Here is a 25,067-nt window from a genome sequence, read left to right on the forward strand (position 1 = left end):
CACCCGGCGGGTCCGGTCCCGACCGCAGGAGAGGGGAGCTCATGACCACGACCTCCCACAACTCCTCCCCCGACGGCACCCCGCCCCAGGGCCGTGAGGACGCCCGTCCCGACGCCGGCCCCACCCCCACCCGCCGCGCGCGCCCCCGCCGGGCGCTCGCCGCCCCCGGCCAGCTGCCCCCCGAGGCCATCGCCCGCCACACCCGGCTGCTGCGCGGCGAACCGGACACCCCCGAGGCGGCCGCACGTCACCGCCGGGACCTCAGCGACCTGCTCCACCGGCTCTCGGGCGCGGCCGCCGGGCAGACCGCCGCCGCGGAGGAGGCCGCCCGCCGGGCCGAACGCGCCGCGGAACAGGAGCGCCGCCGCAAGGCCGCCCAGCTCGCCCGGCGCCGACGCCAGGAACTGCGCCGCCGCCGGCAGCAGGAGGCCGAGCGCCGCCGTCGTGAGGCCGCCGCCCAACGGGAGCGGGCCGCCGCCGAAGCCGAACGCCGCCGTGAGGCCGAGCGGGAACGCCGCCACCACGAGGCCGCAGTCGCCGCCGAACGGGCCCGGGTGCAGGCCGAGCGCCGCCGCCGCGAGGAGGAGGCCGCCGAGGCCGCCCGGCAGGCCCGCGCCCGGGAACGGGCGAGGATCGCCGCCGAACGGGCCGCCGCCGAGGCCGAGCGCCGCCGGATCGCCGCTGAGGCCGCCCGGACCGCAGCCGAGGCCCGCCGTCGCGTCCACGAGGCCGCCCGCCGATACCCCGCCCAGGCGGCCGAGCGGGCCCTCACCCTGGCCCGCCTGACCGAGGACCGACGTCGGGAGCAGGCGGCGCAGGAGGCCGCCGAGATCGAGCGCCGCTGGCAGGAACACCGCGCCCGGGAGACCCGGGCCCTGCTGCGCGCCGCCCGGGAGCTCGACGGGCCCGAAGTGGTCCCCGCCCCCCAGGACAGGCCCCTGCTCTCCACCCCCGAGGAGGACCTGAGCGACGACGCCCTGCTGGCCCGCGCCCGCGCCGCCCTGCCCGAGTGGAGGCGCCGGGACCGCCTGGCCACGAAGGCCGCCGCCGTGCAGGCCCTCTCCCGCAGGGGCCCGGCCTCCTCCGCCGCGGCCCGCCGCGCCCTGATCCCCGGCCATGCGGCCGAGGGCGGCGCCGCCGACCCCACCGGTCCGGCCACCGCCACCGACCGCCGCCGCCAGCTCGCCGTCACCGGTGCCTGGCTGCTGTTCACGCTCTCCAGCGCCTGGGGCCTCGGACTGTTCCGGTTCGTCCCCGGCCTGGACGCCCTGCACGCCGGCACCTACCGGGCCGCACAGGACGGCCGGTACGGGGCCACCACCACGGTCTTCTCCCTGTTCCCCACGGACCTGCTCGTGTGGCCGGTGCTGTGGGCGGCGCTCGCGGTGCACATGGTGCACCAGTGGCGGCCGGGCCAGGGCGGGGCGGCCCGTCAGCGCGCCACGGGACTGGACGTGGCCGGAGCCATGACGGCGCTGGCGCTGTGGTTCCCGCTGGCGATGCTCGTGCCGTGGGGGCTGGACGTGGTGGTCTGGCTGATGGCCCTGGCCCTGATGCTGCGCACGGTGCGCGTGCTCACGGCCGTGCCGGCCGGGGACCGGCGCACGGCCACGGCGCAGGACGGCCCCGTGGGTGCCCTGTTCGCCGTGGTGCTCGTGGGCGCGCCCACGGTGCTGGCGGCCGTGTTCGCCGCCTGGGGTGTGGACCTGCCCTGGTTCCCGAGCGGCCTGGTGGCCACGGTGCTGCTGCTGGTGGTGCTCGCGGTGCTCCTGCGCGTGGTGCTCACCGGGCGCGGCTGGACGGCACCGGCCCTCACCGCCGCGTGGATGCTGTTGTGCCTGGCCCTGCCGCGGCTGCTGCCCGCCCCGCTGGGGGGTCGGCCGAGCGCGGCGGTGGGCCTGACGGCGGCCTTCGGTGCGCTGGCACTGCTGCTGGCCGTGGTGGTGCGCCGCTCGTGGATGCGCGAGGTGGAACGGGGCGCGGGGAACCTCAGCGGGCGTTGAGGGGCACGGGCAGCCAGCGCCCGCCCTCACGGCGGAGCACATCGGTACGGCCCACCCCGGCGACGCCGGCCACCGCCTCCGCCATGCGGGCGGCCACACCGGCGGCCTCCTCGTCCTCGGCCCGGCGGTGGGAGGGAGGCACCGTGAAGCGCAGCACGATGCGTGGCACCCGTGCGACCACCTCGATGTCCTTCGCGGCCAGCTCGTGGGTGGCCTGCACGGCGGCCTCGGCGGTGTCCATGACCTCCTCCGGCCGGTGGCCGGGCAGCAGGTCTCCGATCTCCAGGCGGGCACGGTAGGAGGGCATGGCGTCAGCGTAGCCGGGCTGAGCAGTCGTCTCCGGTGTGCCCCGGGGGCCGGCGTCGGTAAGAATGGGGGCATGAGCGTGCGCACCCCCGACCCCAATCCGGGATGGCTGTCCGAGGAGGACCTCTACGAGGCCCGGCGTCGGCTGCCGATGGTCTATGTGGAGGCGCTGCCGGTGCGGCTGGATGCCCTCGGCTACGTCTCCGAGATCGGCCTGCTCTACGTGGCGGACGAGGCCGGCCGCTTCCAGCGGACGTTCGTCTCCGGCCGCGTGCTGTACCGGGAGACCATCCGGGCGGCCCTGATGCGGAACCTGGAGAAGGATCTCGGCCCGCTCGCGTTCCCGCAGCTGCCGCCGTCGATCGTGCCGTGCGCGGTGGCCGAGTACTTCCCCGCGCCGTCGGAGACGGGCCTCACGGACGAGCGCCAGCACGCCGTCTCCCTGCTGTACGTGGTGCCGGTGACCGGCGAGTGCAGCCCCCGCCAGGACGCGCTCGAGCTGACCTGGCTCACCCCGGAGGAGGCTCTGGGCCAGGGCGTGCAGGACGAGTTCATCGGCGGCCGAGGGAACCTGGTGCGCCAGGCTCTGGCCCATGTGGGATGGGGGCGCTGACATGGCCGGCATCGGTGGATACCTGCGGCACCTGAAGGCCCAGGAGGTGCAGCCCGGGGACTCGTTCCTCACCCGGCGCGGCGAGGACGCCCCGCCTGTGGCCCGCACCCGCGTGGTGCGGGACGACTTCGGCACTCCCGCGGTGGTGGTGGCCACCCTCGAGGGCGGCCGGGACGTCCGCATCGCCTACGGCTCCGTGATCCGGGTGCGCACGGACCGCCCCGAGCCGGTCTCCGCGGCCCCGGACACCACGTTCTCCCCCGTGGACGCCGGCTCCCCCGAGGCCCGCGTGGTGGCCGTGGGCCAGCGTCACCTGGACGATCTCGAGCTCACGACGACGGCCGCGCGCCTCTCGCACGGGCTCAACCTGCGCTCCGGGTCCCAGCTGGAGGACCTCTACGGCATGGCCGAGCGCATGTACCTGCTCCACGAGGACACCGAGGGCACCCTCTCCACGCTGGGCCTGCTGACCAACCTGCCCTGGGACGGGGCCGTGGGCCGTTGGAAGTCCATCCAGGCGGCGCTCGGGCTGGCCGCGCAGATCCTCCGCGAGGAGGGCGATCACATCACCGCCGCGAACCTCGGCTCCCGGCTCAAGGAGGCCGACGAGGTCCCCTCCGAGCCGGGCCGGGCCGCGCGCGTGCTGGAGGTGCGCCAGCGGCAGCTGGACGAGCCGCAGCTCTATGAGCGGGAGATCTCGCGGGCGTTGCAGGCCCGGGATGTGCCGGCCGAGTACCGCTGGCGCCGGGCCCGGTTCGAGCAGCTGCTGTACCTGCGTGGCCGCGGCGGCTCCCAGACGCTCACGGACGCGGATCTGGACTCGCGGATCGCCCGGGAGCTGGGGACGCTGCGTCAGCTGGCCCGGACCCTGGACGCGGCCGCCTCCTGAGGCCCCGCAGGCCCCTCACTCGGCGCGCCACGCTGCCGGAGGCGAGGGCGGGGTCGCGGGCCGGGTCCGGGGAGCGGCGCACCCAGCGGCGCCACGCCCACGGGTAGAGCACGCACACGATGCCCACGATCGCGCCGATCACCGTCTCCACGGCGCGGTCGCGCAGGGAGGCGTGGGCACCGGCGTCGGCCAGGCTCTGTGCGCCGCCCACGGTGACGCCCACCAGCAGGGTGGAGAGCAGGGCCAGCGGCGTCACCACCGTCTGCGCGATCACGTACTGCCGGGCGATGTAGACCTCCGCGAGCACCTGCAGCACCGCCACGATCAGCACCACCGCCAGCACCGGCGGATCCAGCCACACGATGACCGCGGTGAGTCCGAGCCCCAGGAATGTGCCGATGATGCGCTGCAGGCCACGGTTCACCCGGTAGCGGGTGGAGTGCCCCACGAGGGGGACGACGGCGGCCACCATCGCCCAGTAGTTGTGGTGCACCCCGCGCGGGGCGGCCAGAAGGGTGGCCAGCGCCCCGGCGGCGCCGGCGGCGATCACGTACCACATGGCCTCCAGCAGGATCAGGCGACACCGGGCCCGGTCGGGGTGGTCCGACGGCGGCCGGGCCAGCGGAGAGCGCCGGCTCGGCACGGCACGGGAGGACAGGCCCATGGCCATCGCCCAGACGACCACGGCGGCCGCGGTGAGCATGCCCTCCACGGGTGGGGGCTTGACCGGCACGGAGGAAACGGCCGCGAAGGCGAAGATGTGGAACAGGGAACCGGCCGGGCGCAGGTTCCACATGCCGGTGACCACGCTGGCGGCCCCGGCCACCACGGTGGTGCAGGCCACGAGCGTCCATGGGGCGGCGTCTTCGGAGATGCCGAGCTCCCCGGCGAGCGTGGCCGCGGCCAGCACCACGAGCATGAGCGCTCCCGCCCGCGCCTGGGTGCGCAGGCGGACGCTGTGGGGTTCACCCCGGCCGTAGATCCCCGTGAAGGCCGCGAAGATCACGTAGATCGCCAGGTCCATGCGTTCGGCTGCGAGCAGGAGCAGCAGCGGGGCCAGGATGGTGACCCCCACGCGCAACCCGACCTCATGGCCCCCGTCCGCAGGGCCGATGGTGAACATGGCGGGGAACGGGTTCACATCGGACAGACGCACGGGGCGGGGCTCCCTTCGGAGACGGCGGAGCGGTGGGCGGAGCGGCATCCCATTCTCCCCTGGCCCGGCCCCGCCCACGGAACGGGGGTGTGGCGCATCCGACACCGGCCTCTAGTCTGTGGGGCATGATCACGCCCGACGCCGCCCCCGGGACGCCCTCCCGCCCCTTCCTCCTGGTCCAGACCCGGCCCGAGGACGACGCCGCCCTCGCCGAGCTCGAGGCCCTGCGCCGGCTCGGCGGGTTCACCGAGGCCGAGCTGCGTGTGTTGCGCCTGGACCGCGCCGTGGATCGCCACCGCGCCGACCGCCCCGCGGACGGCGGCCCTGCCCACCGGCCCGCCCGTGACGCCGAGGGGCGCGTGGACTGGGAGGCCGAGCTGGCCGACGTCGCCGGGGTGATCCTGCCCGGCAGCCCGTTCACTGGATCGGACCCGGAGGAGTCCAAGACTGCCGTGCAGCGGGGCGTGGAAGCCGAGCTGATGCGGATGCTGGACGCCGTCGCGGACGGCGAGGTGCCGTTCCTGGGGTGCTGCTACGGCGTCGGGACGCTGGGCCGCCACGCCGGCGGCGTCGTGGACACCACCTACCGGGAGCTGCCCGGGGCGATCGACGTGACCCTCACCGACGACGGCGCCGCAGACCCGCTCCTGGCGGGCCTGCCGTCCACCTTCGCCGCCTATGTGAGCCACAAGGAGGCCGTGCGCGACCTGCCCCCGGGGGCGGTGCTGCTGGCCACCGGCGAAGCCTGCCCTGTGCAGATGTTCCGGGTGGGCCGCCACCGCTACGCCACCCAGTTCCACCCCGAACTGGACCAGGACGGGCTGATCGAGCGGCTGAGGATCTACGCCCACCACGGCTACTTCCCGGAGGGCGAGGCCGAGGCCACGTTCGCCGTCATCCGCTCCCGCGACACCCCCCTGGCCCGGCGGATCCTGGAGAACTTCCGCACCCTGTTCGGCTGAGCGGTGAGCGAGTCAACACTGGAGCGCACGGGAGGAGACGAGACTCTTGCGCATCTGTTACCTGGACGAGTCGGAGCAGCAGCAGGACGGCATCTATTACGTCGGTTGCCTGGTGGTGGACGCCGAGCAGGTGCGGGCGATCGATCGCAACCTGGACCAGCTGCATGAGCAGCTGCTGGCGGATCACCCAAACGATGTACCCGATGAACTCGAGTTCCACGGCCATGCCATGTTCCAGGGCGACGAGGGCTGGTCCGGTCTGGCCCCAGGAATCCGTGCATGGGCCAGTCAGAAGGTTGTCGAGCTCATCTGCAGCCACTCGCCCTGGTTCGGGCTGCAGGGCGTGAAAACCGAAGGACTGCGCCGACGCCCTGGCTGGGAGGATCGCGAACCCCACCTTGTGGTGTCCAGTCAGCTTCTCAACCGGGTCCACCGACGCCGGAGGCTGGTCTCAGGAGGCCTGCTGGTGATCGCAGATGACCATCACCTTCGAGAGGACAGCCGCCTGGCCCATCGGCGCATGCGCTCAGAATCAGTGCAGGGCCTGACGGACGGCCAGTTGGCCGACCTCCTGGACACGATCTACTTCGGTCCGTCCAACCGGAGCCGGCTCCTCCAGGCGGTCGACGTGCTGACCTACTTCGAACAACGTCGGCGGCACGTCCAGGAGATACATCCAGAAGCGAGGCGTCGCATGAAGAACATCGGGACCTCACTGGACACCGTGCTTGCGCACTCCTATGTGTGGGAACCCTGATCCGGACACACGAAACCCCCGCACGGCGGCGGGGGTTCGGTTGGACGGAAGACGCTCTGGAGCGCGTCCCGTCCTGCCATTCTAGCGGCGGATGAGCACTTCGGTCCAGGGGCCGGGGATATTGCCACAAGCGGGGCGATACCCTGGACGGCATGGCGGAGACCAGCACGGAGCACAGCAGGACCGAGGGCGAGCAGGGCGGGGCCGAGGACACCTCGTCCTCCGAGCCCGAGCGCGCCGGCTCCCAGGCCTGGCCCTACGCCGTGGCCGCCCTCCTCTACCTCGTGCTGCCCCTGCTGCTGGGAACCCTGGCCGCCCCGGCCACCGCCACCGTGCTGCTGCTGGTCGTGCTGATCGGCGGACCCCTCGTGCTCGGGGCGCTGGACGCCGTCGTGTACCGGCCGGCCTGGACGTTCGCCGTGCTCACCGGCCTGTTCGCCCTCGTGGGCCTGTGGATCTACACCAACCCGGGCACGTGGATCTACGCGATCGGCGTGGTGCTGCTGACCCGGCTCTCCGGTGCGATCGCCGGCGCCCTCCGCCCGGCCCGGAACCGCTGACCCGTGGAGGTCTGGACCCTCGACCACCCGGACCGCGGCCTGATCGAGCTGCGGCAGGGCTTCGACGCCGAGTTCCTCGCCGCGGACCCGGACTGGCCCGTCCCGGAGGGCGTCACCGCCGACGACTCCTCGACCCCCGAGGACCTCGAGCGTGCCCCCGCCGACGCCTCCCTCCCCACCCGCGTCCGCCGATGGCGGGCCACCCCGCCGCTGCGCCTGGAGGTGCGCGTGGACGGCGCCGTCGTCGGGAGGTACCTGAAGACCGGCTCCGTCGACCTGCCGCTCACCCGTCGCCCCGAGGACGGCCCCATCACCAAGCTGGCCGCGCTGCCCTCGGACACCCTGCGCACCGGAGCCCGCCTGCGGGTCCGGGCGACCCGCCTCGGCGAGCTGGTCGAGGCGACCTACCGGGACGAGGACACCGTGGCGGAGCTGGACCCGCCGGCCGACTCCCGCGGGGCCCAGCGCCGCCAGGCCATGGAGGACAGCCCCCTCAAGCGGGTGGCCTACCCGCTCCTGGGCGGCATCGGCAAGGCCGGATGGGTGATCGCCATGATCCTGCTCATCCCGCTGCTGCGGCGCCTGCTGCCCGACTGGGAGCTGCCCTCCGTGCACGTGCCGCAGGTGCACCTGCCCGCCCCGGCCTTCCAGCAGATCCACCTGCCCGCCCCGACCTTCCAGCAGATCCACCTGCCCGTGCCCGGCTGGCAGCTGCCGGAATGGGTGTTCGTGGTGATCGAGCACAACCGGATCTGGATGCCCGTGGTGATCGGCCTGGGCATCGGCGTCGGCGCGGTGCGCAACCACCGCCGCTCCGAACGGCAGAAGGCCTCATGGGCGGCACGTGATCGGCCCCCGCGGCGCCACTACCCTGAAGAGCATGCCTGACACGCCCGCCGTCCCGACGCCGGGGCCCGCCTCCGGTGCGCCCGCCCACCCCTCGCACTTCGGCTTCGAGGTGACCCACCGGGCCGAGGCCACGGGCGAGGCGGCCACCACCGCGGACGGCGCCGGGCTGGCCCGCACCGGCGTCATCACCACACCCCACGGGCAGATCCAGACCCCCGCGTTCATCCCCGTCGCCACCCAGGCCACGGTCAAGGCGGTGCTGCCGGAGTCCATGGCCGGGCTCGGCGCGCAGGCGCTGCTCGCCAACGCCTACCACCTCTACCTGCAGCCCGGGGACGACCTGCTCGACGAGGCCGGCGGCCTCGGCGCGTTCATGAACTGGCCCGGCCCCACGTACACGGACTCCGGCGGCTTCCAGGTGATGTCCCTGGGCTCCGGGTTCAAGAAGGTCATCGACATGAAGGGCCCCGACGCCCCCTCCGGTGCCGGCGCGGACGACGCCGTCGCCCCCGGCAAGGAGCGCCTGGCCAACGTGGACGACGACGGCGTCTGGTTCACATCCCACCTCACCGGGGACCGCCACCGTTTCACCCCCGAGGTGTCCGTGGGGATCCAGCACCGCCTCGGCGCGGACGTGATGTTCGCCTTCGACGAGCTGACCACCCTGCACAACTCCCGCGGCTACCAAGAGGAGGCCCTCGAACGCACCCGCCGCTGGGCCCAGCGCTGCCTCGACGAGCACGCCCGCCTCACCACCGCCCGGGCGAGCCGGCCGTACCAGGCGCTGTTCGGCGTCGTGCAGGGGGCGCAGTACGAGGACCTCCGGCGCAAAGCGTGCCGGGACCTGGCCGCCATGACCGCCGAGTTCGACGCCGAGACCCGCCACGGGTTCGACGGGTACGGGATCGGCGGGGCGCTGGAGAAAGGGAACCTGGGGACCATCGTGGGCTGGTGCGCCCAGGAGCTGCCCGAGGACCGGCCCCGGCACCTGCTGGGGATCAGCGAGCCAGACGACCTGTTCACCGCCGTGGAGAACGGGGCGGACACCTTCGACTGCGTCTCCCCCACACGCGTGGCCCGGACCGGGGCGTTCTACACGCGCGACGGCCGGTTCAACCTGCCCGGGGCGAAGTACCGGCGGGACTTCGGGCCACTGGACCCCGAATGTGACTGCTACACGTGCGAGCACTACTCGCGGGCGTACATCCGGCACCTGATCAAGGCCAAGGAGATGGTGGCGCACACGCTGGTGTCCATCCACAACGAGCGGTTCACCGTGTCCCTCGTGGACCGGATCCGTGCGTCGCTGGCGGACGGGACGTTCGCCGAGCTCAAGGCCGAGACACTGGGGCGGTACTACGCGGCGAAGCGGTGAGAGGTGCTGAGGGTGACACACCCCTCGCCCATCACAGTCGCCCCGCATGTCCCTCTCACTCGCCTCATCTCAACCCACCCATTCCCACCCCTACTCGCCCCACCCGCTCGCACTCACCACATCCCGCGAACCAGAGAGTACGGCTGGGAATCCCCGCAGATTCCAGCCGTACTCTCTGGTTCGCGGGAGAGGGGTGGGCCGATGCACGCATGGTGTGCGTAGCGCGTGCAGGGAAGAGGAAGAGAAGGAGTGCTTGCGCGTTCCTCTTGCCCCATCGCACCTCACCGCCCCCGCACCTCGCCCCCCTCGCCATCCCTTTCCCCCACCACCCCGCACCCCCACCCACCTTCACCCCTGCACAGGCCGCCCCAACACCTCGCCCCTCCACAGTTCCGCGCTCCCCCGCAGCGCCGCACCGGTCCACGCCGCCACGCTGGGGTCATGCCCTCCTCACCCGGCCCCTTGGACGCTCTGCCGCCGCTGTTCACCGTCGCGCAGGCCCGGGACCTCGGCGTGTCCCGCGGGCGGCTACGCGGCCGTCACGTGCAGGCACCCGCCCACGGTCTGCGGGTTCGGACCGGCGGGGCCGTCGGACTCCCCGACCTCGTGCGGGCGCTGCAGTCCCGGGCACCCGGAACCGTCGCCTCCCACACGACAGCCGCGCAACTCTGGGGCATCTGGCTCCCCCGCGAACTCGAGGGCGGCCCCATCCACCTCTCCCGCCCACGTCAGGCGGGCGGCGCACCCCGGCGCCGCGGCGTCGTCGGGCATGAGATGGATCCGCGTGCGGCCGTCGTGGTGCACCGCGGCATCCCCCTCACGACGCCGGCCGCCACCTGGGCGGCGCTGGCAGCGGGTGGCCTGGGGCTGGACGACCTCGTGGCCGCCGGGGACAGCCTGCTGCAGCGGTACGACGGCCCCGCCGGACAGCGGGAGCCCGGTGCTCACCCCCGCTGCACGGTCGAGGAGCTGCGGGCTCTCGTCGAGGAGGCCCGGGGACGCCGCGGTGCCCGGCGTCTGCGGGAGGCCCTCGACCTCCTCCGCCCCGGTGCGGACTCCCGCCCGGAGACCCTGGTGCGCCTCGCCGTCGTGCAGGCCGGGTTCCCGGAGCCCGCGGTGAACCCCCTCGTGCGACTGTCTGACGGGTCCTGCATGCCGGTGGATCTGGTGTGGGAGCGGGAGAGGGTCTGCATCCAGTACGAGGGCGACCACCATCGCACCGACCCGCGTCAGTGGCGGCGGGACATCGAGCGGGACCGCCGCATGCAGGCCGAGGGGTGGATAGTGCTGCGGGTCACCGCGAGCGTGCTGGGGCCGGTGGGGCTGGCGCGACTGGTCGATGACCTCGCCCAGTATCTGCCGCGAGCGCTCGACACCTGAGCCGCGCCCCCACGCTCATCCCACGCACGCCCCGCGCACTCATGCCCCCGCTCCCACACGCCCCCATCTCCCTCGCGAACCCGAGAGTACGGCTGGAAATCCGCGAAGAATCCAGCCGTACTCTCTGGTTCGCGGGATGAGGGCGGAGTGGGAGAGAGGGGTGGGGAGGGGGCGAGCGCGAGGGGTGGGGTGGGGTGGGAAGGTCAGGCGAGGGATGGGTGGGTGATCAGGCGAGGGGTGGGCGCGCTCGGCAGGGGGCGGAGGTCAGTCGATCTGCAGCTCGCCCATCGGGCCGAAGCCCTCGGCGTCGACCTGCTCGGAGATGATCTGCGGGGTCCGCGCGAGCAGCGGGCGCATGGCCTCCAGGCCCTCTTGGAAGTGTGGGGAGGCCACATGGGCCTCGGCGCCGGAGTCGGTGAAGCCCTCGATGAGCAGGAACTCGTTGTCCGTGCCGTCCACGGGGCGGTACCACTCGAAGAAGAGGTTGCCCTCCTCGCCGCGCACGTCCGCGGTGTACGTCGCGACGGCGTCCATCCACTCGTCGGCGTGTTCGGGCTTCACGGTGAACTTGAGGTTGATGAGGATCATGTGGCCATGCTCGCACCGCGCCTGCGGCCGCGTCCTGCCCTGATGCGCGGTGCGATCAGCCCCAGGCCCATCACGACGGCGGCCCCGCACCGGCCGGTGTGACGCGCCGGGGCGCTCACTACGATGTCCCCCATGAGCTCTCCGCAGACCTTCTCCGCCCCCGCGCTCGCCCTCACGATCGCCGGTTCCGAGGCGACCGGCGGCGCCGGTGCCCAGGCCGACCTCAAGACCTTCCAGGAGTTGGGCGTGCTCGGGATCGTGGCGCTGACGTGCATCGTCTCCTTCGATCCGAAGGACGGCTGGAACCACCGCTTCTTCCCCGTGCCCGCCGAGGTGCTCGAGGATCAGCTTGAGGCCGTGCAGGAGGACTACCGGGGCCGGCTGCGCACGGTGAAGCTCGGCATGCAGGGCTCCCCGGAGACGATCCGCACCACCGCCGCGGCGCTGCGCCGCCAGGAGTGGGACCACGTGGTGCTGGACCCGGTGCTGATCTGCAAGGGCCAGGAGGCCGGCCACGCACTGGACACGGACCAGGCGCTGAAGGCGGAGCTGTTGCCGCTGGCCACGTTCGTCACGCCCAACCACTTCGAGACCGAGCAGCTCTCCGGCATGGCCGTCCGCTCGGTGGAGGACCTCACGGCCGCCGCCCGCCGCATCCATGAGGTCTCCGGGGCGGCGGTGCTCGCCAAGGGTGGCATGCACTTGCCGGGCCCGGACGCGGTGGACGTGTTCGTGGACGCCGGCCACGAGGAGGTCCTGGCCGCCCCGAAGGTGGGTGAGGCGGGAGTCTCCGGGGCTGGCTGCTCGCTGGCGGCGGCGGTCACGGCGGAGCTGGCCAAGGGGGCCGAGCCCCTGGAGGCGGCGCGCCGGGCCAAGGGGTTCGTGGCGGCGGGCATCGCGCAGGCGGTGGAGGGGCGCACCCCGTTCGCGGCCCTGTGGCAGGGCGGTCTGCGCGCGCAGGGCTGAGCACGGGGCTGGGCACCGCGCACGACGGCGGCCGGGCCGCGGCGGTGGAGGCGCGTCCGGGCCGCATGCCAGCATGGGAGGCATGGAGACCCCCGCTGACGACGCCCTGACCTTCCGTCCCCGCGCCTGCGCCCCCGGTGGCCGTGTCTACGGGCTGGCGATGGCCGCCCTGTGGGCCGGGGTGGAGCTGCCGGACCCAAACGCCGGCTCCCCGGCACGCCGGCAGGACGTGCAGCGGCTGGTGGCGGCCGCGGGGGCGGTGTACGGCGGGGCGGAGCTGCGGGAGCAGCTGCGTCAGGCCCGGGTGGCCTCGGGCCGCGCACCCGGGTGGTGGGGCCGCCGGGGCCTGGACCTGGCCGGGCTGGCCGGGGGTGCCGCCACGGCGGGGCTGTCCCTCGCCGCCGCGCCGCTGAACCGCCGGGTGGATGCGTGGGCCGTCCGCGCCCTCGCCCGGCTGGGGGTGCCGCGCCCGCGGTGGGCCCTCGCGGGGGCGAGCGCGCTGCTCATGCTGGCCGCCAACGCTTCCACCCGGGCCGGGGCGCGGCAGGCCGCCGTCGTCGCCGCGCTCACGGGCCCGGAGGCGGAGGGCACCCTGGAGCTCATGGAGGTGCCCGCGGACGCCCGGGCCGTGATCGCCGCCCTCCTGGACCCCTCCCGTCCGGGGGCGCGGCACCTGCCGGGCGGGGCGGAGCTGCGGGGCCAGCTGCCGCATCTGCGCGCCGTGGAGGACAGGCCGGGGGTGACGTTCACGGACTGGCTGGCGCTCGTCGTCGACGAGGACGCACCGGTGGAGCGAGCCGTGCCGCACGACTTCACCTGGCCGGTGCGGGCCCGGTTCGTCCATGAGGGGGAGCGGTTCGAGCTGACCCTGCGCGTGGTGGACGGCGAGCTCGGCGCCCTCGCCCTGGAGCCGCTGGACCCGGCCCGGGACGAGGCATGGGAGGCTCGGGGCACGATCGACCGCTGGCCCACGACGGCGGAGCTCACCTGGACGGTGGACGCCCCCTGATCCAGGGGCCGGGCAGCGCCGGCGCACGCCGTCACGACAGAAACGCGTCATGCGGCGTTCATGAACCGGCCCTCGGCTTTAATGGAGGGCATTCAGCCGATCAGGTGGCAGTGTCCGCCGGTCGCCCGGTCAACGGTGATGCGGATCCGACCGGTGGGCCGCAGCGCCTGCGGCGCCCTCGCCCTCGCACCGGGAGGTCCTCATGCCCGTCCCTGCCCTCACCGGCACCGTCGATCCCAGCTCGACGGACATCCTCGCCCTCGCCAACCACCCCCTGCTCTGGCTGTTCGCCCTCGGGGTCTTCGCGATCATCCTGGTCCAGTCCTTCCTGTACGTGCGCGCCGCCCGCCGGGCCGCCCCGGACCTGGACATCCCCGCCTCCGAGCTGCGGACCGCGTTCCGCTCGGGTGCGATCGCCTCCGTCGGCCCGTCGCTGGCCGTCGTCATCGTGGCGATCTCCCTGCTCGCCCTGTTCGGCACCCCCGCGGTGCTCGTGCGCATCGGCCTGATCGGCTCCGCCGCGTTCGAGACGGGCGCGGCCCGGATCGCCGCCGGGTCCGCGGGTGCCCCGCTCGGCGGGCCCGGCTACGACCAGCACATGTTCGCGCTCGCGTTCATCACCATGTCCCTGGGCGGGGCCGGCTGGATCCTCGCCACCCTGATCTTCACCCCCCTGCTGCGCCGCGGTTCCGCGAAGCTCTCCGAGGTCAACCCCGTGGTGCTCACTGTGATCCCGGCCGCGGCCGTGCTCGGCGCCTTCGCGGGCCTCACCTTCGGTGAGCTCGCCAAGCAGAACCCGGGCACGCCCGTCGTGTGGATCACCACCGCCGTGTCCGCAGGGGTGATGCTCCTGCTGCTCCTGACCGCCAGGACGCTCCGGGCCGACTGGCTCAAGGAGTGGGCCCTCGGCATCTCGATCCTCGTGGGGCTGGCCGCGGCGTACTTCGCGCACGTCGCCCTGGTCGCCCCGGCCGCCTGAGGCGAGCCTCCTCCCCCGCACCCCGCCGCACCCCAGGAGCCCTCCCCATGAGCACCACTGCCCCCGCCGCCCGTCCCAGCGCCGCCCACCAGGCCGCCCTCACCGGCTTCGTCCGCAGCACCTCCCGCACCGGCATGTGGACCATGCTGGCCGGGCTGGCCCTGTCCCTGGCCGGGCCCGCCTGGCTCTTCTTCTTCACCGACCTCGGCGTCACCGCCCAGCAGGTCCTCACCGCCTGGATCCTCGTGGCCACCACCTTCGGTGTCCTGTGGGTCGTGGAGCCGATCGCCTACTTCCCCGTCCTGGGCTCCTCCGCGATGTACCAGGCGTTCCTGATCGGCAACATCTCCTCCAAGCTCCTGCCGGCCGCCGTCGTCGCCCAGGACGCCGTCCGGGCCAGGCCCGGCACGGCCCGGGGGGACGTCGCCGCCGTCATGGCGATCTGCGGCGCCGCCACCGTCCACCTGATCAGCCTGTTCACGTTCGTGGGACTGCTGGGCACCTGGCTGGTCTCGTTCCTGCCGCAGGACGTCATGCTCGTGGTGGGCACGTACATCCTGCCGGCGGTGCTCGGCGCCGTGACCGTGCAGGCCATCTGGTCCTACCGGGCCGCGCGCACCACCGTCACCGCGCTGGCCGTGGGTGCCGCCATCGCCTTCCTCGTGGTGCCGGCGCTCGCGCCCCTGTGGACGCCGTTGTCCTTCCTGGGCACGCCCCTGACGGTGATCCTCACCGTGGTGATCGCCTACCTCGTCCGCCCGAAGGCCACACCCTCCGCGGCCGAGGCCAGCGAGCTGCACTACTGACCCGACCGTCGACCGAACCGACCCTGAGGACACGATGACCGACGTCCGCACCGCCCCCACCCCCCTGCCCGAGTCCCTCCGCCTGGACGAGGAGCTCACGCAGACCCTGCACGAGGAGTACGTGCACCTGCACCGCAACCCCGAGCTGTCCATGCAGGAGCACCGCACGGCCGAGTGGATCGAGGCCCGCCTGGACGAGCTCGGAATCGGGCACGAGCGGGTGGCCGGCACCGGCGTCGTGGGTGTGCTGCGCCACCCGGAGGGCGTGGCCGGGCCCACCGTGGCCTACCGCGCGGACTCGGACGGCCTGCCCGTGCAGGAGGACTCCGGCCTGGAGTACGCCTCCACGGCCCGCGGCACCCTGCCGGACGGCACCGAGGTGCCGGTGATGCACGCCTGCGGCCACGACACGCACGTGGCCATGGGCCTGAGCGCGGCCCGCGTGCTCGCCCGCCACCCCGAGGCCTGGGGCGGCACCGTGGTGTTCGTGTTCCAGCCCGGGGAGGAGACCGCCGCCGGCGCCCAGGCGATGCTCGACGACGGCCTCTGGGACCGTGTGCCGCGCCCCGAGGCCGTGATCGGCCAGCATGTGATGCCCGCGAAGGCCGGCACCGTGCACTACGCGCCCGGGGACGCCATGTGCCTGGCGGACTCGTTCAAGGTGACGTTCACCGGCAAGGGTGCCCACGGCTCCATGCCGGAGCGCTCGATCGACCCGATCCTGCTGGCCGCCCACGCCGTGACCCGCCTGCAGGGGATCGTGGCCCGTGAGGTGGCGCCCGCGGACCGTGCGGTGGTGACGGTGGGGACCTTCCATGCGGGGGTGAAGGAGAACGTCATCCCGGACACCGCGGAGATCGCGTTGAACGTGCGCACCCCCACCCCGGAGGTCCGGGAGAAGGTCACCGCGGCCATCCACCGGGTCCTCGCGGCCGAGGCGCTGGCCTCCGGGGCGCCGGAGCCGGCGGTGGAGCGGTACAACTCGTTCCCGCGCATGCACAACGACGCCGAGCTCACCCCCGCGGTGATGGCCTCGATCGCTGCCACCCTGGGTGAGGACGCGGTGCAGCAGATGGCCCCGCTGATGGGCTCGGAGGACGTGGGCGCCCTGGCCGACGCGCTCGGGGTGCCCCTGGTGTACTGGTTCCTGGGGGGATTCGCGGGCGAGAGCTTCGCGGACAACCCTGCGAACCACACCCCGCAGTTCGCCCCGCTCATGGAGCCGACGCTCACCGCCGGCGTCCATGCGGCCCTGGCGGGCCTGCTGCACTTCGTGGGCCGCTGACTAGACTGGGCCCGCCCCGTCGGCCGCGTGCCTCGTATCCCAGTGCCTGAGTGCTGAGTGCCGTGGCCTGCCGGAGCGTCCCCCCGCCCTCACTCCTCGGAGAAGCCCCATGACGACCCCCGCCCCGGTCACCTCCACCGCCCGCGCCCGACGCCGGGCCGCCCGGGCCGACGCCGGCCCCCGGCCCCGCCTGCAGATGGGGGTGGACGGCTTCCTGGTGGCGTGGCTGCTGCCGAACCTGGTGATGGCGGCGGCGGTGGCGGGACTGTCCTTCCTGCCCACGCTGCAGCAGCTCGGCAGCCTCACCCCCCTGCTGACGGTGGTGGGGGTGGCCGGGCTGGTGGTGGGTCTGCCGCTGTGCCTGCTGGCGAACCACGCCTTCCGGCATGTGCTCAACCAGTGGGTGCATGTGCTCGCCTATGCGCTGGTCGGCATGCTGTACGGCCTCGTGGTGCTCACCCAGGGTGCCGGCGGCATCCTGCCGATGCTCATCCCGGTGATCGGCTTCCCCGCGGCGCTCCTGATGGCCCTGGGGCGGTTGCTGGCCCGCCCGCTGGTGCGTGTGGTGGACGCCGCCTGAGAGCTGCCCTCCGGGCACCCTCCTCCGGGCGGGTTTCCCCGGACACACCGAAGGACGGCGATCTGTGGATCACCGTCCTTCTCACTCGACTCGTGGCCGGGGCCCGCATCCCCTCAGGCATGTCTCCCGGCTCGCGAATCGGCTGTGTGCACCGTCTCTGGGCATCTCTGAGTCTAGAGATCCCCTCGGGGGAGCGACAGTGGACAAAAGTACCGTCCCACCACGCCAAATGTGACGCACCTCACATGTCGGACAGCGGCACCGTCGCCCTGACCTGCCAGACCCCATCCTCCGACGGCCCCACCTCGAGGGTCCCCCCGAACGCCTCGATCCGATCCCGCATGGACCGCAGACCCACCCCCGAGGAGTTCTCCTCGACCCTGCCTCCCCCATGCCCCTGGCCCGGCCCCTCGGCGGGCACCGTGTTGCACACCTCGAGGACCACCGCCTCCGGGGTCGTGGAGGCCCGCAGCCACGCCCGCTCCCCGGCACCGCCGTGCTTGGCCGCATTGGTCACCGCCTCCTGCATCACCCGGTAGAGCGCCGCGCGCACGCCCAGGTTCAGGGCCTCGGGCCCGAGGTCGACGTCGCAGCTCACCTCCATGCCCAGCAGGCGGAGGTCCTCGGCCATCCGCTCGGCGCCCTCACCCAGGCGAGCCACGGTGACGGCGTCGTCCGTCGTCCCTCCGCCGGGCACCGAACCCGACTCGACCACGCCCTCCTGCTGGAGCACCGCGAGCATGCGGCGCAGATCCCGCAGGGCGTCCTGCGCGGAGTCTCCGACCACCCGGAGCACGTCCACCGCGGCCTCCGGGGAGCCCACGTACTGGGCGGTGCGCGCCTGCATCGAGATGATCGTGAGGTTGTGGGCCACGATGTCGTGCAGGTCGCGGGCGAGGATGCGGCGCTCCCGCTCCGCCGCTTCACGCGCCCGTCGCTCGGCGTCCCGGATGCGCGCGGCGTCGCGGGCCTGACGGAGGCGAGAGCCCCGCATGGTCGCCCCCACACCGAGACCAGCCAGGGCGAACACCAGGGTGATCCAGAACATCCCCGCCTCGTCCCAGAGCACCGGCACCAGGCCCACCCAGAGCGCCGTGAACCCCAGCGCTGAGAACAAGAAGGCCCGGCTCTGCGCCGTCGCGAACACCTGGGCCAGCAGGAACGGCAGCACCATGGACACCGTCAGCGGATCCACGGCGATGGCCCCGGAGAGGACCCCCGCCACCACAAGCATCGCGAACCCGACGGTGGAACGCACCCACTGCCCCAGGAAGGCGGCCGTCGCCACAAGGACCACCGCAGCCTGCCCCAGGTCACCCTCGGACAGGAACGCCTGAACATCGGAGACTGCGGAGATGAGCAGGACGGCCGACCCCAGGAACAGGTAGATCCGGTTCACCGCGCAGGCATCCCAGAAGCCCACCTCCCCCGGGGAGCGGCCATCCAGCGGGCACAGCAGCTCCCGGAACAGCGGCCCCCTGCCGGAAGAGCCCCCGGCACGGCTCAGCACAGCAGACCCCACCGCCTGCACAGTGCCGAACGCATGCCCGTGACCATCCCCGTCGGCGCGGCGACCCCCTCCCCCTCCTGCACCCACGGGTCCGCCATGGGCAGCGGTGCCACCACAGCACCCGAAGGGGGTTCGGCAGCCTGCTCGAGCGGGATGGCGACGGCGGCCGGCGCGCCCGCGAGCGCGGCGGCGCCGAGGAGCAGTGCGGCGGTGAGGCGGGGGATGACCATGCGCCGATTTTCACACAGCGAACCGCTTCCCTGCCTGCCGACGACGGCCGGCGTCTACCCTGGGACGGTGGCCGACACCCCTGATCTTCGCGTCCTGATCGCCGACGACCAGCCCCTCATGAGCGGCGCCCTGCGCCTGCTCGTGGACTCCACGCCGGGACTGAGCTGCGTGGGCGTGGTGGGGGACGGCATCGAGGCGGTGGAGGCGTGCGCCGCCGTCGAACCGGATGTGGTGCTGATGGACATGCAGATGCCTCGGATGGACGGCGTGGAGGCCACCAGGCGCATCACCCGGGCCCACCCGGCCACCCGGGTGCTGGCCATCACCACGTTCACCTCCGAGGACTACCTCGTCCCCGCCCTGCGCGCCGGTGCCGGCGGCTACCTGCTCAAGGACGCCGAACCCGTCGCCGTGGTCAGCGCCATCCGGGCGGTGCACCGGGGTGAGTCGGTGCTCTCCCCCGTGGTGGCCCAGAAGCTGTTGGCCTCGGTGGAGAGGGACCGGCCGATCGCCGGGCCCACCCACTGCGCGCCCGGGGACCCGGACGGCTCCGACCTCAGCGAACGCGAGCGGGAGGTGCTGGAGCTGCTGGCCCGGGGCCGGTCCAACCCGGAGATCGCCGCGGCCCTGTGCATCTCCGAGTCCACGGTGAAGACGAACCTGGGGCGGATCATGGACAAGCTGGAGGTTCGGGACCGTGTGCAGGTGCTGATCCGTGCCGCGCAGCTGGGCCTGGTGACCCTCAGCCTGGACTGAGTCTCCGGGGCGGTTCCCGACGCCGGCGCAGGGACGTCAGCGGGCGACGAGCTCGTTGCGCTTCTGGTTGAGGTCCCGCAGCACCTGCATCCCCTTCTCCACGGTGGCATCCGCCTCCTGCAGCAGCTCATCCTTCGCCGGCCCGTAGGCGAGGTCCGTGAACGTGGCGCGGGAGGGGTCGGTGGCCGCGATGTCCTGACGGACGAGCCGGACGGCGTCCAGGGCGTCGGCGTACTCCACGGAGCGCTGGTCGATGGCCTGCACGGTGTTGGCCGCGGAGGTGGGCACCTGCTCCAGGGCGAAGGTGGACTCGAAGAGGCGGTACGGGAGCGTGCACCGCTCCTCCACGCTGTACAGGCCGACCTTCTGGCCCCGGGCCACGGCGTTGGCGTCGGCGATCTGCCGTTCGGTGGAGCGGTCCACGCCCAGGCCGGTGGGGGCCACCATGCCCTCCTCGGCCATCGCCACGTTCACGGTGTCCCCGGCAAGGGTGAACACCGCGGCCCGGGTGCCCTCGGGGGCGCCCTCGTCGCTGGTGTCCACGGTGGCGATCGCACCCTGCGGCAGGCGGTCCCGCAGCCAGGCGTAGGCCTGCTCGCCCATGCAGAACTCGGGGCCCACGCGCATGCCGTCGGGGTTGCGGACCGCGGCCCGGACGCCCGCCATGGTGAGGGTCTCCTGCCGGCCACCGCGGTTCACGACCACCGTGTTGCCGTCCACCACGGTGACGATCTCCACGGTGGAGTTCTGGCGCGCGGTCTCCCGCAGGACGGTCATCGCGCCGAGCCCCAGGAGCACGGCCGCGATGATCAGGAAGGCGAGAAGGCCCTTCTTGGGCACGCGGGCCTGGGCGGCGACGTGGGTCATGGCGGCTTCCTCGGAGAGACGGAGGCGGGGCGCCTCGGCGGCGCCGCCCGGGTGGGCCGGGCGGCGGGACTACGGAGGCCGAGTCTAGCGAAGGCCCGGCGCACCGGTTCCCCTCACAGGGGTCCGGGCCCCGCACACAGGTGGGTGCGGGGCCCGGAGGGGTGGACGGCGGGGCGCAGGCCCCGTCCGACTCAGCGCTTGCGCGAGTAGAACGGCAGGGAAACCACGGTGAAGGGCTCACCCCTGCCGCGCAGGTCCACCTGCAGCTCGGTGCCCTCCGCGGAGACGGCCCGGTCCACACGGGCCATCGCCACCGGGTGCCCGAGGGTGGGGCTCGGGGCGCCCGAGGTGACCTCGCCGACCCGGTTGCCCTCGGCGTCGAGCACCGCGTAGCCGTGGCGGGCGGCGCGGCGGCCCTGACCCTTCAGGCCCACGAGGACCTGCTCGACCTCATCCCTGCCCACGAGCGCGTCCCTGCCCACGAAGTCCGCCTCCTTGGAGGCGGGCACCGCGAAGCTCACACCGGAGGCGTGCGGCTGGTGGGCGGTGTCCAGCTCGTTGCCGTAGAGCGGCATGCCGGCCTCGAGGCGGAGGGAGTCGCGCGCGGCCAGACCGCACAGGGTCAGCTCGACGCCGGCCACCTCCGCCGCCTGCGCCACCGCAGTCCACACGGCCGAGCCGCGGTCGCCCGCCTCGGACGGGGAGGAGGCGGGCAGGAACAGTTCGAAGCCGTCCTCACCGGTGTACCCGGTGCGGGCGACGACGGCGGGCACGGCGCCGGCCGCCGTCGGCAGCTCCAGGCTCACATGGCCGTAGTACGTGAGCCCGGAGAGGGTGTCGGCGTGCTCGGGGGCCAGGTGTGCCAGCACCTGCTCGGCCTGCGGGCCCTGCACCGCCACGAGGGCGGTGGTGGCGGACTCGTCCTCCACGGTGGCGTCCCAGCCGGAGGCCCGCTGGGTGAGGGCGGTGACGACGGCGGCGATGTTGCCCGCGTTCGGCACCACCAGGAACACCGGCTCCTCGCCCTCGGCACCGGAGTCCATCCGGTACACGATGAGGTCGTCCAGCACGGTGCCGGCGTCCGTGAGGCAGAGCGCGTACTTGGCGCGGCCCGGCTTCAGCGTGGAGATCACGCTGGACAGGGCGTGGTCCAGCATGGCGGCGGCCTCCGGGCCGGCCACCCGCACCTCACCCATGTGGGAGAGGTCGAACATGCCGGCCGCGGAGCGCACCGCACGGTGCTCGGCCAGCTCGGAGCCGTACTTCAGCGGCATGTTCCAGCCGCCGAAGTCCGTGAAGGAGGCCCCGGCGGCCTCGTGGACGGGGTGCAGCGGGGAGTTACGCGTGGTCTCGGTCATCTCGGGTCCTCTCAGTGGCTGGTCGAGGCGGTCGCCTCGGCGGAGACGGGGGAGGTCTCGTCCAGCCCCGTGGCGGCGGCCTCCTGGAAGGCCTCGGGCGGCGGGCAGGAGCACACCAGGTTCCGGTCGCCGTAGGCGCCGTCGATGCGGCCCACCGGCGGGAAGTACTTGTCCTCCAGCAGCGCCGGCAGCGGGTGCGCGGCCTGGGAGCGGGAGTACGGGCGGTCCCAGTGGTCGGCGGTGAGCACGGCGGCGGTGTGCGGGGCACGGCGCAGCACGGACTCCTCGACGGTCTCCGGGGTGGTGGCCGTGATCTCACCGTGGATGGCGATCATCGCGTCCACGAACCGGTCGATCTCCCCGAGGTCCTCGGACTCGGTGGGCTCCACCATGACGGTCCCGGCCACCGGGAACGCGAGGGTGGGGGCGTGGAAGCCGTAGTCGATCAGGCGCTTGCAGACGTCCTCGGCGGTCACACCGTGGGCGGCGGTGAGCTGGCGCAGGTCCAGGATGCACTCGTGGGCCACGAGGCCCTCGTTGCCCGTGTAGAGCGTGGGGTAGTGGTCCTTGAGGCGCTGGGAGATGTAGTTGGCCCCCAGCAGGGCGTGGCCGGTGGCCTCGGCGAGGCCTTCGCCGCCCATCATGGCGATGTACGCCCAGGAGATCGGCAGCACGCCGGCGGAGCCGTGCGGGGCGGCGGTCACCAGGTGCTCGGCGTCCGGCAGGTACTTCACCAGGTGCTCGGCCACGGCCACCGGGCCGACGCCGGGGCCACCGCCGCCGTGCGGGATGCAGAAGGTCTTGTGCAGGTTCAGGTGGGAGACGTCGCCGCCGAACCGGCCCGGCTGGGCCAGGCCCACGAGCGCGTTGAGGTTGGCGCCGTCGATGTACACCTGGCCGCCGGCGGCGTGGACCTTGTCGCACACCTCGCGCACGTCGGCGTCGTACACGCCGTGCGTGGAGGGGTAGGTGATCATGATGGCCGCCACACGGCCCTCGTTCGCCGCAATCTTCGCGTCGAGGTCCTCGGCGGAGATCGTGCCGTCCTCGGCGGTGGCCACCACCACCACCTTCAGGCCGGCCAGCACCGCGGAGGCCGCGTTGGTGCCGTGCGCGGAGGCCGGGATCAGGCAGACGTCCCGCTCCCCCTGCCCGTTGTCCAGGTGGTAGCGGCGGATCGCCCACAGGCCGGCGAACTCTCCCTGAGAGCCGCCGTTCGGGGCCACAGAGACCCCCGCGTAGCCGGTGATCGCGGCCAGGCGGGACTCGAGGTCCTCGATGAGGAAGCGCCAGCCCTCGGTCTGGTGTGCGGGGGCGAACGGGTGGATGGAGCAGAACTCCGGCCAGGAGATGGCCTCCATCTCCGTGGTCGCGTTGAGCTTCATGGTGCACGAGCCCAGCGGGATCATCGTGCGGTCCAGGGCGAGGTCCCGGTTCGCGAGCTTGGTGACGTACCGCAGCATCTGCGTCTCGGAGCGGTGCGCGGAGAACACCGGGTGCGTCAGGAACGCGGAGCCGCGGCGCAGCGCCGCCGGGATGCCCGGGGTCGCCGCGGCGCCCTCATGCGGGCCCGCCGGCAGATCCGAGGCGGCCAGGCCGAAGGCCGCGACGACGGCCTCGAGGTCCTCGTCCACGGTGGTCTCATCCGTGGCGATCCGCACAGTGTCCGGGTCCACGAGGCGCAGGTTCACGCCGTTCTCCTCGGCGGCGCGCACGATCGCCTCGGCCTCGCCGGGCACACGCACCGTGAGGGTGTCGAAGTGGGCGTCCGCGTTGAGGACCTCACGGCCGGCGCCGGTGAGCGCCTGGGCCAGGCGGCCGGCCTGGGCGTGGGCGTGGCGGGCGATCCGGGTGATGCCCTCGGGGCCGTGGTACACCGCGTACATGGACGCGGTGATGGCCAGCAGCGCCTGGGCGGTGCAGATGTTGGAGGTGGCCTTCTCGCGGCGGATGTGCTGCTCGCGGGTCTGCAGGGCCAGGCGGTAGGCGGGGCGGCCGGCGTCGTCGTGGGAGACGCCCACGAGGCGACCGGGGAGCTGGCGCTGCAGGCCGTCGCGGACGGCCATGTAGGCGGCGTGGGGACCGCCGAAGAACAGCGGGACGCCGAAGCGCTGGGTGCTGCCCACCGCGATGTCCGCGCCCTGCTCACCGGGCGGGGTGATCAGCGCGAGCGAGAGGATGTCCGCGGCCACGGTGACGAGCGCGCCCGCCTCGTGGGCGGCGGCGATGGCGGCGGAGTGGTCGTGGAGGCGGCCGGAGTCGCCCGGCTGCTGGAGCACGATGCCGCACAGGCCCTTCTCCTCGACCTCGGCGCGCACATCCTCCGGGATGCCCGCGGACAGGTCCGCGACCCGCACGTCCAGGCCCACGGCCTGCGCACGCATGGTCACCACGGAGAGGGTCTGCGGGAAGAGGTCCTGGTCCAGGAGGGTGACGCCGTCGCCGTGCTTGCGGTTGGCCCGGTGCATCAGGAGCACGGCCTCGGCGGCGGCGGAGGCCTCGTCCAGGAGGGAGGCGTTGGCGATCGGCAGGGCAGTGAGGTCCTGCACCATCTGCTGGAAGTTCAGCAGGGCCTCGAGGCGGCCCTGGGAGATCTCCGGCTGGTACGGGGTGTAGGCGGTGTACCAGGCCGGGTTCTCCAGCACCTTGCGGAGGATGACGCCGGGGGTCACGGTGTCGTGGAATCCCTGGCCGATCATCTGAGTCTTCATCACGTTGCGGCCGGCGATCTCCCGCAGGGCCTCCAGGGCGGAGGCCTCCGTGAGCGGGGCCGGCAGGTCCAGGGGAGCCTCCTGGCGGATGTCCGCGGGGACGGCGGCGTCCACGAGCTCCTGCACGGAGCTGCGGCCGAGGACCTCGAGCATGCGGGCGACGTCCTCGCCGCGGGGCCCGATGTGGCGGGCAACGAAAGGAGCGGACGCGGTGTCCCGGGGCTCCGAGTGGGTCTGGGATGTGGTCACGGTGGTACCTCCGAGGGGTCCTGCCGAATGAGGCGGCGTGGGCTGGTCCTCCCCGGTCTGTCATGCGCCGTCGCGTTCCAGAGCGTCATGGCCCCCCACGGTCCGTGTGCCTGAGAGATTCCCGGGGAGGTCTTGCTCCTTCGGCGGCCGGCGGGCGGCGGGCGCATGCCCCCGCTCCGGCGCTCTCCCGCGCGGGGCGCTTGTGACGTCGTCGACGACACTAGTCCACCGGCACCACCGGCACCACCGGATCGCCGGGCCGCGGCCCCTTGAGGCCGGGCCCGGCCGCACCCTTACGGTGGACACGACGGGCGGGGCGTCC

24 protein-coding genes and 1 riboswitch are annotated in these 25,067 nt (G+C 73.5%); of the genes, 16 read left to right on the top strand and 8 right to left on the bottom strand.

Annotated features, from left to right (window positions below):
- Nucleotides 1-41 precede the first annotated feature (41 nt).
- Complete coding sequence (locus tag SPI96_RS09365; RefSeq protein ID WP_321082098.1) at nucleotides 42-2,003, top strand: hypothetical protein; 1,962 nt, start codon at nucleotides 42-44, stop codon at nucleotides 2,001-2,003.
- Here SPI96_RS09365 and SPI96_RS09370 read toward each other — a convergent pair.
- The gene (locus SPI96_RS09370; protein ID WP_321082099.1) at nucleotides 1,990-2,310 is read right to left on the bottom strand and encodes a hypothetical protein; all 321 of its coding nucleotides are present in this window, start codon (nucleotides 2,308-2,310) and stop codon (nucleotides 1,990-1,992) included. The genes SPI96_RS09365 and SPI96_RS09370 overlap by 14 nt on opposite strands.
- A 72-nt stretch (nucleotides 2,311-2,382) precedes the next feature.
- Here SPI96_RS09370 and SPI96_RS09375 point away from each other — a divergent pair, with 72 nt between their 5' ends.
- Both SPI96_RS09375 and SPI96_RS09380 read left to right on the top strand, forming a co-directional pair.
- Nucleotides 2,383-2,922: an NUDIX hydrolase family protein gene (locus SPI96_RS09375; protein WP_321082100.1), complete on the top strand. Its 540-nt coding sequence runs from the start codon at nucleotides 2,383-2,385 to the stop codon at nucleotides 2,920-2,922.
- Nucleotide 2,923: 1 nt separating this feature from the next.
- Nucleotides 2,924-3,811 (top strand): DUF6707 family protein, encoded by an 888-nt coding sequence (locus SPI96_RS09380; protein ID WP_321082101.1) that lies wholly within the window; start codon nucleotides 2,924-2,926, stop codon nucleotides 3,809-3,811.
- Here the strand turns inward: SPI96_RS09380 and SPI96_RS09385 are convergent.
- Entirely contained in the window at nucleotides 3,723-4,967 is a 1,245-nt protein-coding gene (locus SPI96_RS09385) for an FUSC family protein (RefSeq protein ID WP_321082102.1), read from the bottom strand. The genes SPI96_RS09380 and SPI96_RS09385 overlap by 89 nt on opposite strands.
- 125 nt (nucleotides 4,968-5,092) lie before the next feature.
- On the opposite strand from SPI96_RS09385, the gene SPI96_RS09390 reads away from it, so the two are divergent.
- From SPI96_RS09390 to SPI96_RS09415, 6 genes are all read left to right on the top strand, one after another.
- Nucleotides 5,093-5,929 carry a glutamine amidotransferase gene (locus SPI96_RS09390; protein WP_321082103.1) on the top strand — a complete coding sequence of 279 codons (837 nt, stop codon included), beginning with the start codon at nucleotides 5,093-5,095 and terminating at the stop codon, nucleotides 5,927-5,929.
- Between the two features lie 46 nt (nucleotides 5,930-5,975).
- Complete coding sequence (locus tag SPI96_RS09395; protein WP_321082104.1) at nucleotides 5,976-6,686, top strand: DUF3800 domain-containing protein; 711 nt, start codon at nucleotides 5,976-5,978, stop codon at nucleotides 6,684-6,686.
- A 152-nt stretch (nucleotides 6,687-6,838) separates the two neighbouring features.
- Nucleotides 6,839-7,246, top strand: coding sequence for a hypothetical protein (locus tag SPI96_RS09400; RefSeq protein WP_321082105.1), 408 nt, complete (start codon nucleotides 6,839-6,841; stop codon nucleotides 7,244-7,246).
- A gap of 3 nt (nucleotides 7,247-7,249) precedes the next feature.
- Nucleotides 7,250-8,134 carry a hypothetical protein gene (locus SPI96_RS09405; RefSeq protein WP_321082106.1) on the top strand — a complete coding sequence of 295 codons (885 nt, stop codon included), beginning with the start codon at nucleotides 7,250-7,252 and terminating at the stop codon, nucleotides 8,132-8,134.
- Nucleotides 8,127-9,470 (top strand): tRNA guanosine(34) transglycosylase Tgt, encoded by a 1,344-nt coding sequence (tgt, locus tag SPI96_RS09410; protein WP_321082107.1) that lies wholly within the window; start codon nucleotides 8,127-8,129, stop codon nucleotides 9,468-9,470. The genes SPI96_RS09405 and tgt overlap by 8 nt, the downstream gene beginning before the upstream one ends.
- A gap of 441 nt (nucleotides 9,471-9,911) precedes the next feature.
- Nucleotides 9,912-10,850, top strand: coding sequence for a hypothetical protein (locus SPI96_RS09415; protein WP_321082108.1), 939 nt, complete (start codon nucleotides 9,912-9,914; stop codon nucleotides 10,848-10,850).
- 264 nt (nucleotides 10,851-11,114) lie between these two features.
- Here the strand turns inward: SPI96_RS09415 and SPI96_RS09420 are convergent, their stop codons facing one another.
- Nucleotides 11,115-11,438: a putative quinol monooxygenase gene (locus tag SPI96_RS09420; protein ID WP_321082109.1), complete on the bottom strand. Its 324-nt coding sequence runs from the start codon at nucleotides 11,436-11,438 to the stop codon at nucleotides 11,115-11,117.
- A gap of 123 nt (nucleotides 11,439-11,561) precedes the next feature.
- On the opposite strand from SPI96_RS09420, the gene SPI96_RS09425 reads away from it, so the two are divergent.
- The 6 genes from SPI96_RS09425 (at nucleotide 11,562) to SPI96_RS09450 (ending at nucleotide 17,063) form a co-directional block, all read left to right on the top strand.
- Nucleotides 11,562-12,404, top strand: coding sequence for a hydroxymethylpyrimidine/phosphomethylpyrimidine kinase (locus tag SPI96_RS09425; RefSeq protein ID WP_414601938.1), 843 nt, complete (start codon nucleotides 11,562-11,564; stop codon nucleotides 12,402-12,404).
- Between the two features lie 82 nt (nucleotides 12,405-12,486).
- Nucleotides 12,487-13,413, top strand: coding sequence for a hypothetical protein (locus SPI96_RS09430; RefSeq protein WP_321082111.1), 927 nt, complete (start codon nucleotides 12,487-12,489; stop codon nucleotides 13,411-13,413).
- 202 nt (nucleotides 13,414-13,615) lie between these two features.
- A complete protein-coding gene (locus tag SPI96_RS09435; protein ID WP_321082112.1) occupies nucleotides 13,616-14,392 on the top strand; it encodes a DUF5058 family protein in 777 nt (258 codons plus the stop codon).
- A gap of 47 nt (nucleotides 14,393-14,439) precedes the next feature.
- Nucleotides 14,440-15,198, top strand: coding sequence for a hypothetical protein (locus tag SPI96_RS09440; protein ID WP_321082113.1), 759 nt, complete (start codon nucleotides 14,440-14,442; stop codon nucleotides 15,196-15,198).
- Nucleotides 15,199-15,232: 34 nt separating this feature from the next.
- Complete coding sequence (locus SPI96_RS09445) at nucleotides 15,233-16,483, top strand: amidohydrolase (protein ID WP_321082114.1); 1,251 nt, start codon at nucleotides 15,233-15,235, stop codon at nucleotides 16,481-16,483.
- Nucleotides 16,484-16,592: 109 nt separating this feature from the next.
- On the top strand, nucleotides 16,593-17,063 hold the full coding sequence (locus SPI96_RS09450) for a hypothetical protein (protein ID WP_321082115.1): 471 nt from the start codon (nucleotides 16,593-16,595) through the stop codon (nucleotides 17,061-17,063).
- 241 nt (nucleotides 17,064-17,304) lie between these two features.
- Here SPI96_RS09450 and SPI96_RS09455 read toward each other — a convergent pair whose 3' ends face one another.
- Complete coding sequence (locus tag SPI96_RS09455) at nucleotides 17,305-18,585, bottom strand: sensor histidine kinase (protein WP_321082116.1); 1,281 nt, start codon at nucleotides 18,583-18,585, stop codon at nucleotides 17,305-17,307.
- Nucleotides 18,567-18,803, bottom strand: coding sequence for a hypothetical protein (locus SPI96_RS09460; protein WP_321082117.1), 237 nt, complete (start codon nucleotides 18,801-18,803; stop codon nucleotides 18,567-18,569). Before SPI96_RS09460 ends, SPI96_RS09455 begins: the two co-directional genes overlap by 19 nt.
- Nucleotides 18,804-18,870: 67 nt before the next feature.
- On the opposite strand from SPI96_RS09460, the gene SPI96_RS09465 reads away from it, so the two are divergent.
- Complete coding sequence (locus tag SPI96_RS09465; RefSeq protein ID WP_321082118.1) at nucleotides 18,871-19,560, top strand: response regulator transcription factor; 690 nt, start codon at nucleotides 18,871-18,873, stop codon at nucleotides 19,558-19,560.
- 36 nt (nucleotides 19,561-19,596) lie between these two features.
- Here SPI96_RS09465 and SPI96_RS09470 read toward each other — a convergent pair whose 3' ends face one another.
- The 3 genes from SPI96_RS09470 to gcvP form a co-directional block, all read right to left on the bottom strand.
- A complete protein-coding gene (locus tag SPI96_RS09470; protein WP_321082119.1) occupies nucleotides 19,597-20,427 on the bottom strand; it encodes a nuclease in 831 nt (276 codons plus the stop codon).
- 191 nt (nucleotides 20,428-20,618) lie between these two features.
- Nucleotides 20,619-21,785: a glycine cleavage system aminomethyltransferase GcvT gene (gcvT, locus tag SPI96_RS09475; RefSeq protein WP_321082120.1), complete on the bottom strand. Its 1,167-nt coding sequence runs from the start codon at nucleotides 21,783-21,785 to the stop codon at nucleotides 20,619-20,621.
- 11 nt (nucleotides 21,786-21,796) lie between these two features.
- Nucleotides 21,797-24,649 (bottom strand): aminomethyl-transferring glycine dehydrogenase, encoded by a 2,853-nt coding sequence (gene gcvP / locus SPI96_RS09480; RefSeq protein ID WP_321082159.1) that lies wholly within the window; start codon nucleotides 24,647-24,649, stop codon nucleotides 21,797-21,799.
- A 184-nt stretch (nucleotides 24,650-24,833) separates the two neighbouring features.
- A riboswitch (glycine riboswitch) is annotated at nucleotides 24,834-24,945 on the bottom strand.
- Nucleotides 24,946-25,067: the final 122 nt, after the last annotated feature.

The sequence above is a fragment of the Micrococcus sp. genome (genome assembly GCF_034179925.1).
Classification (GTDB): Bacteria; Actinomycetota; Actinomycetes; order Actinomycetales; family Micrococcaceae; genus Micrococcus.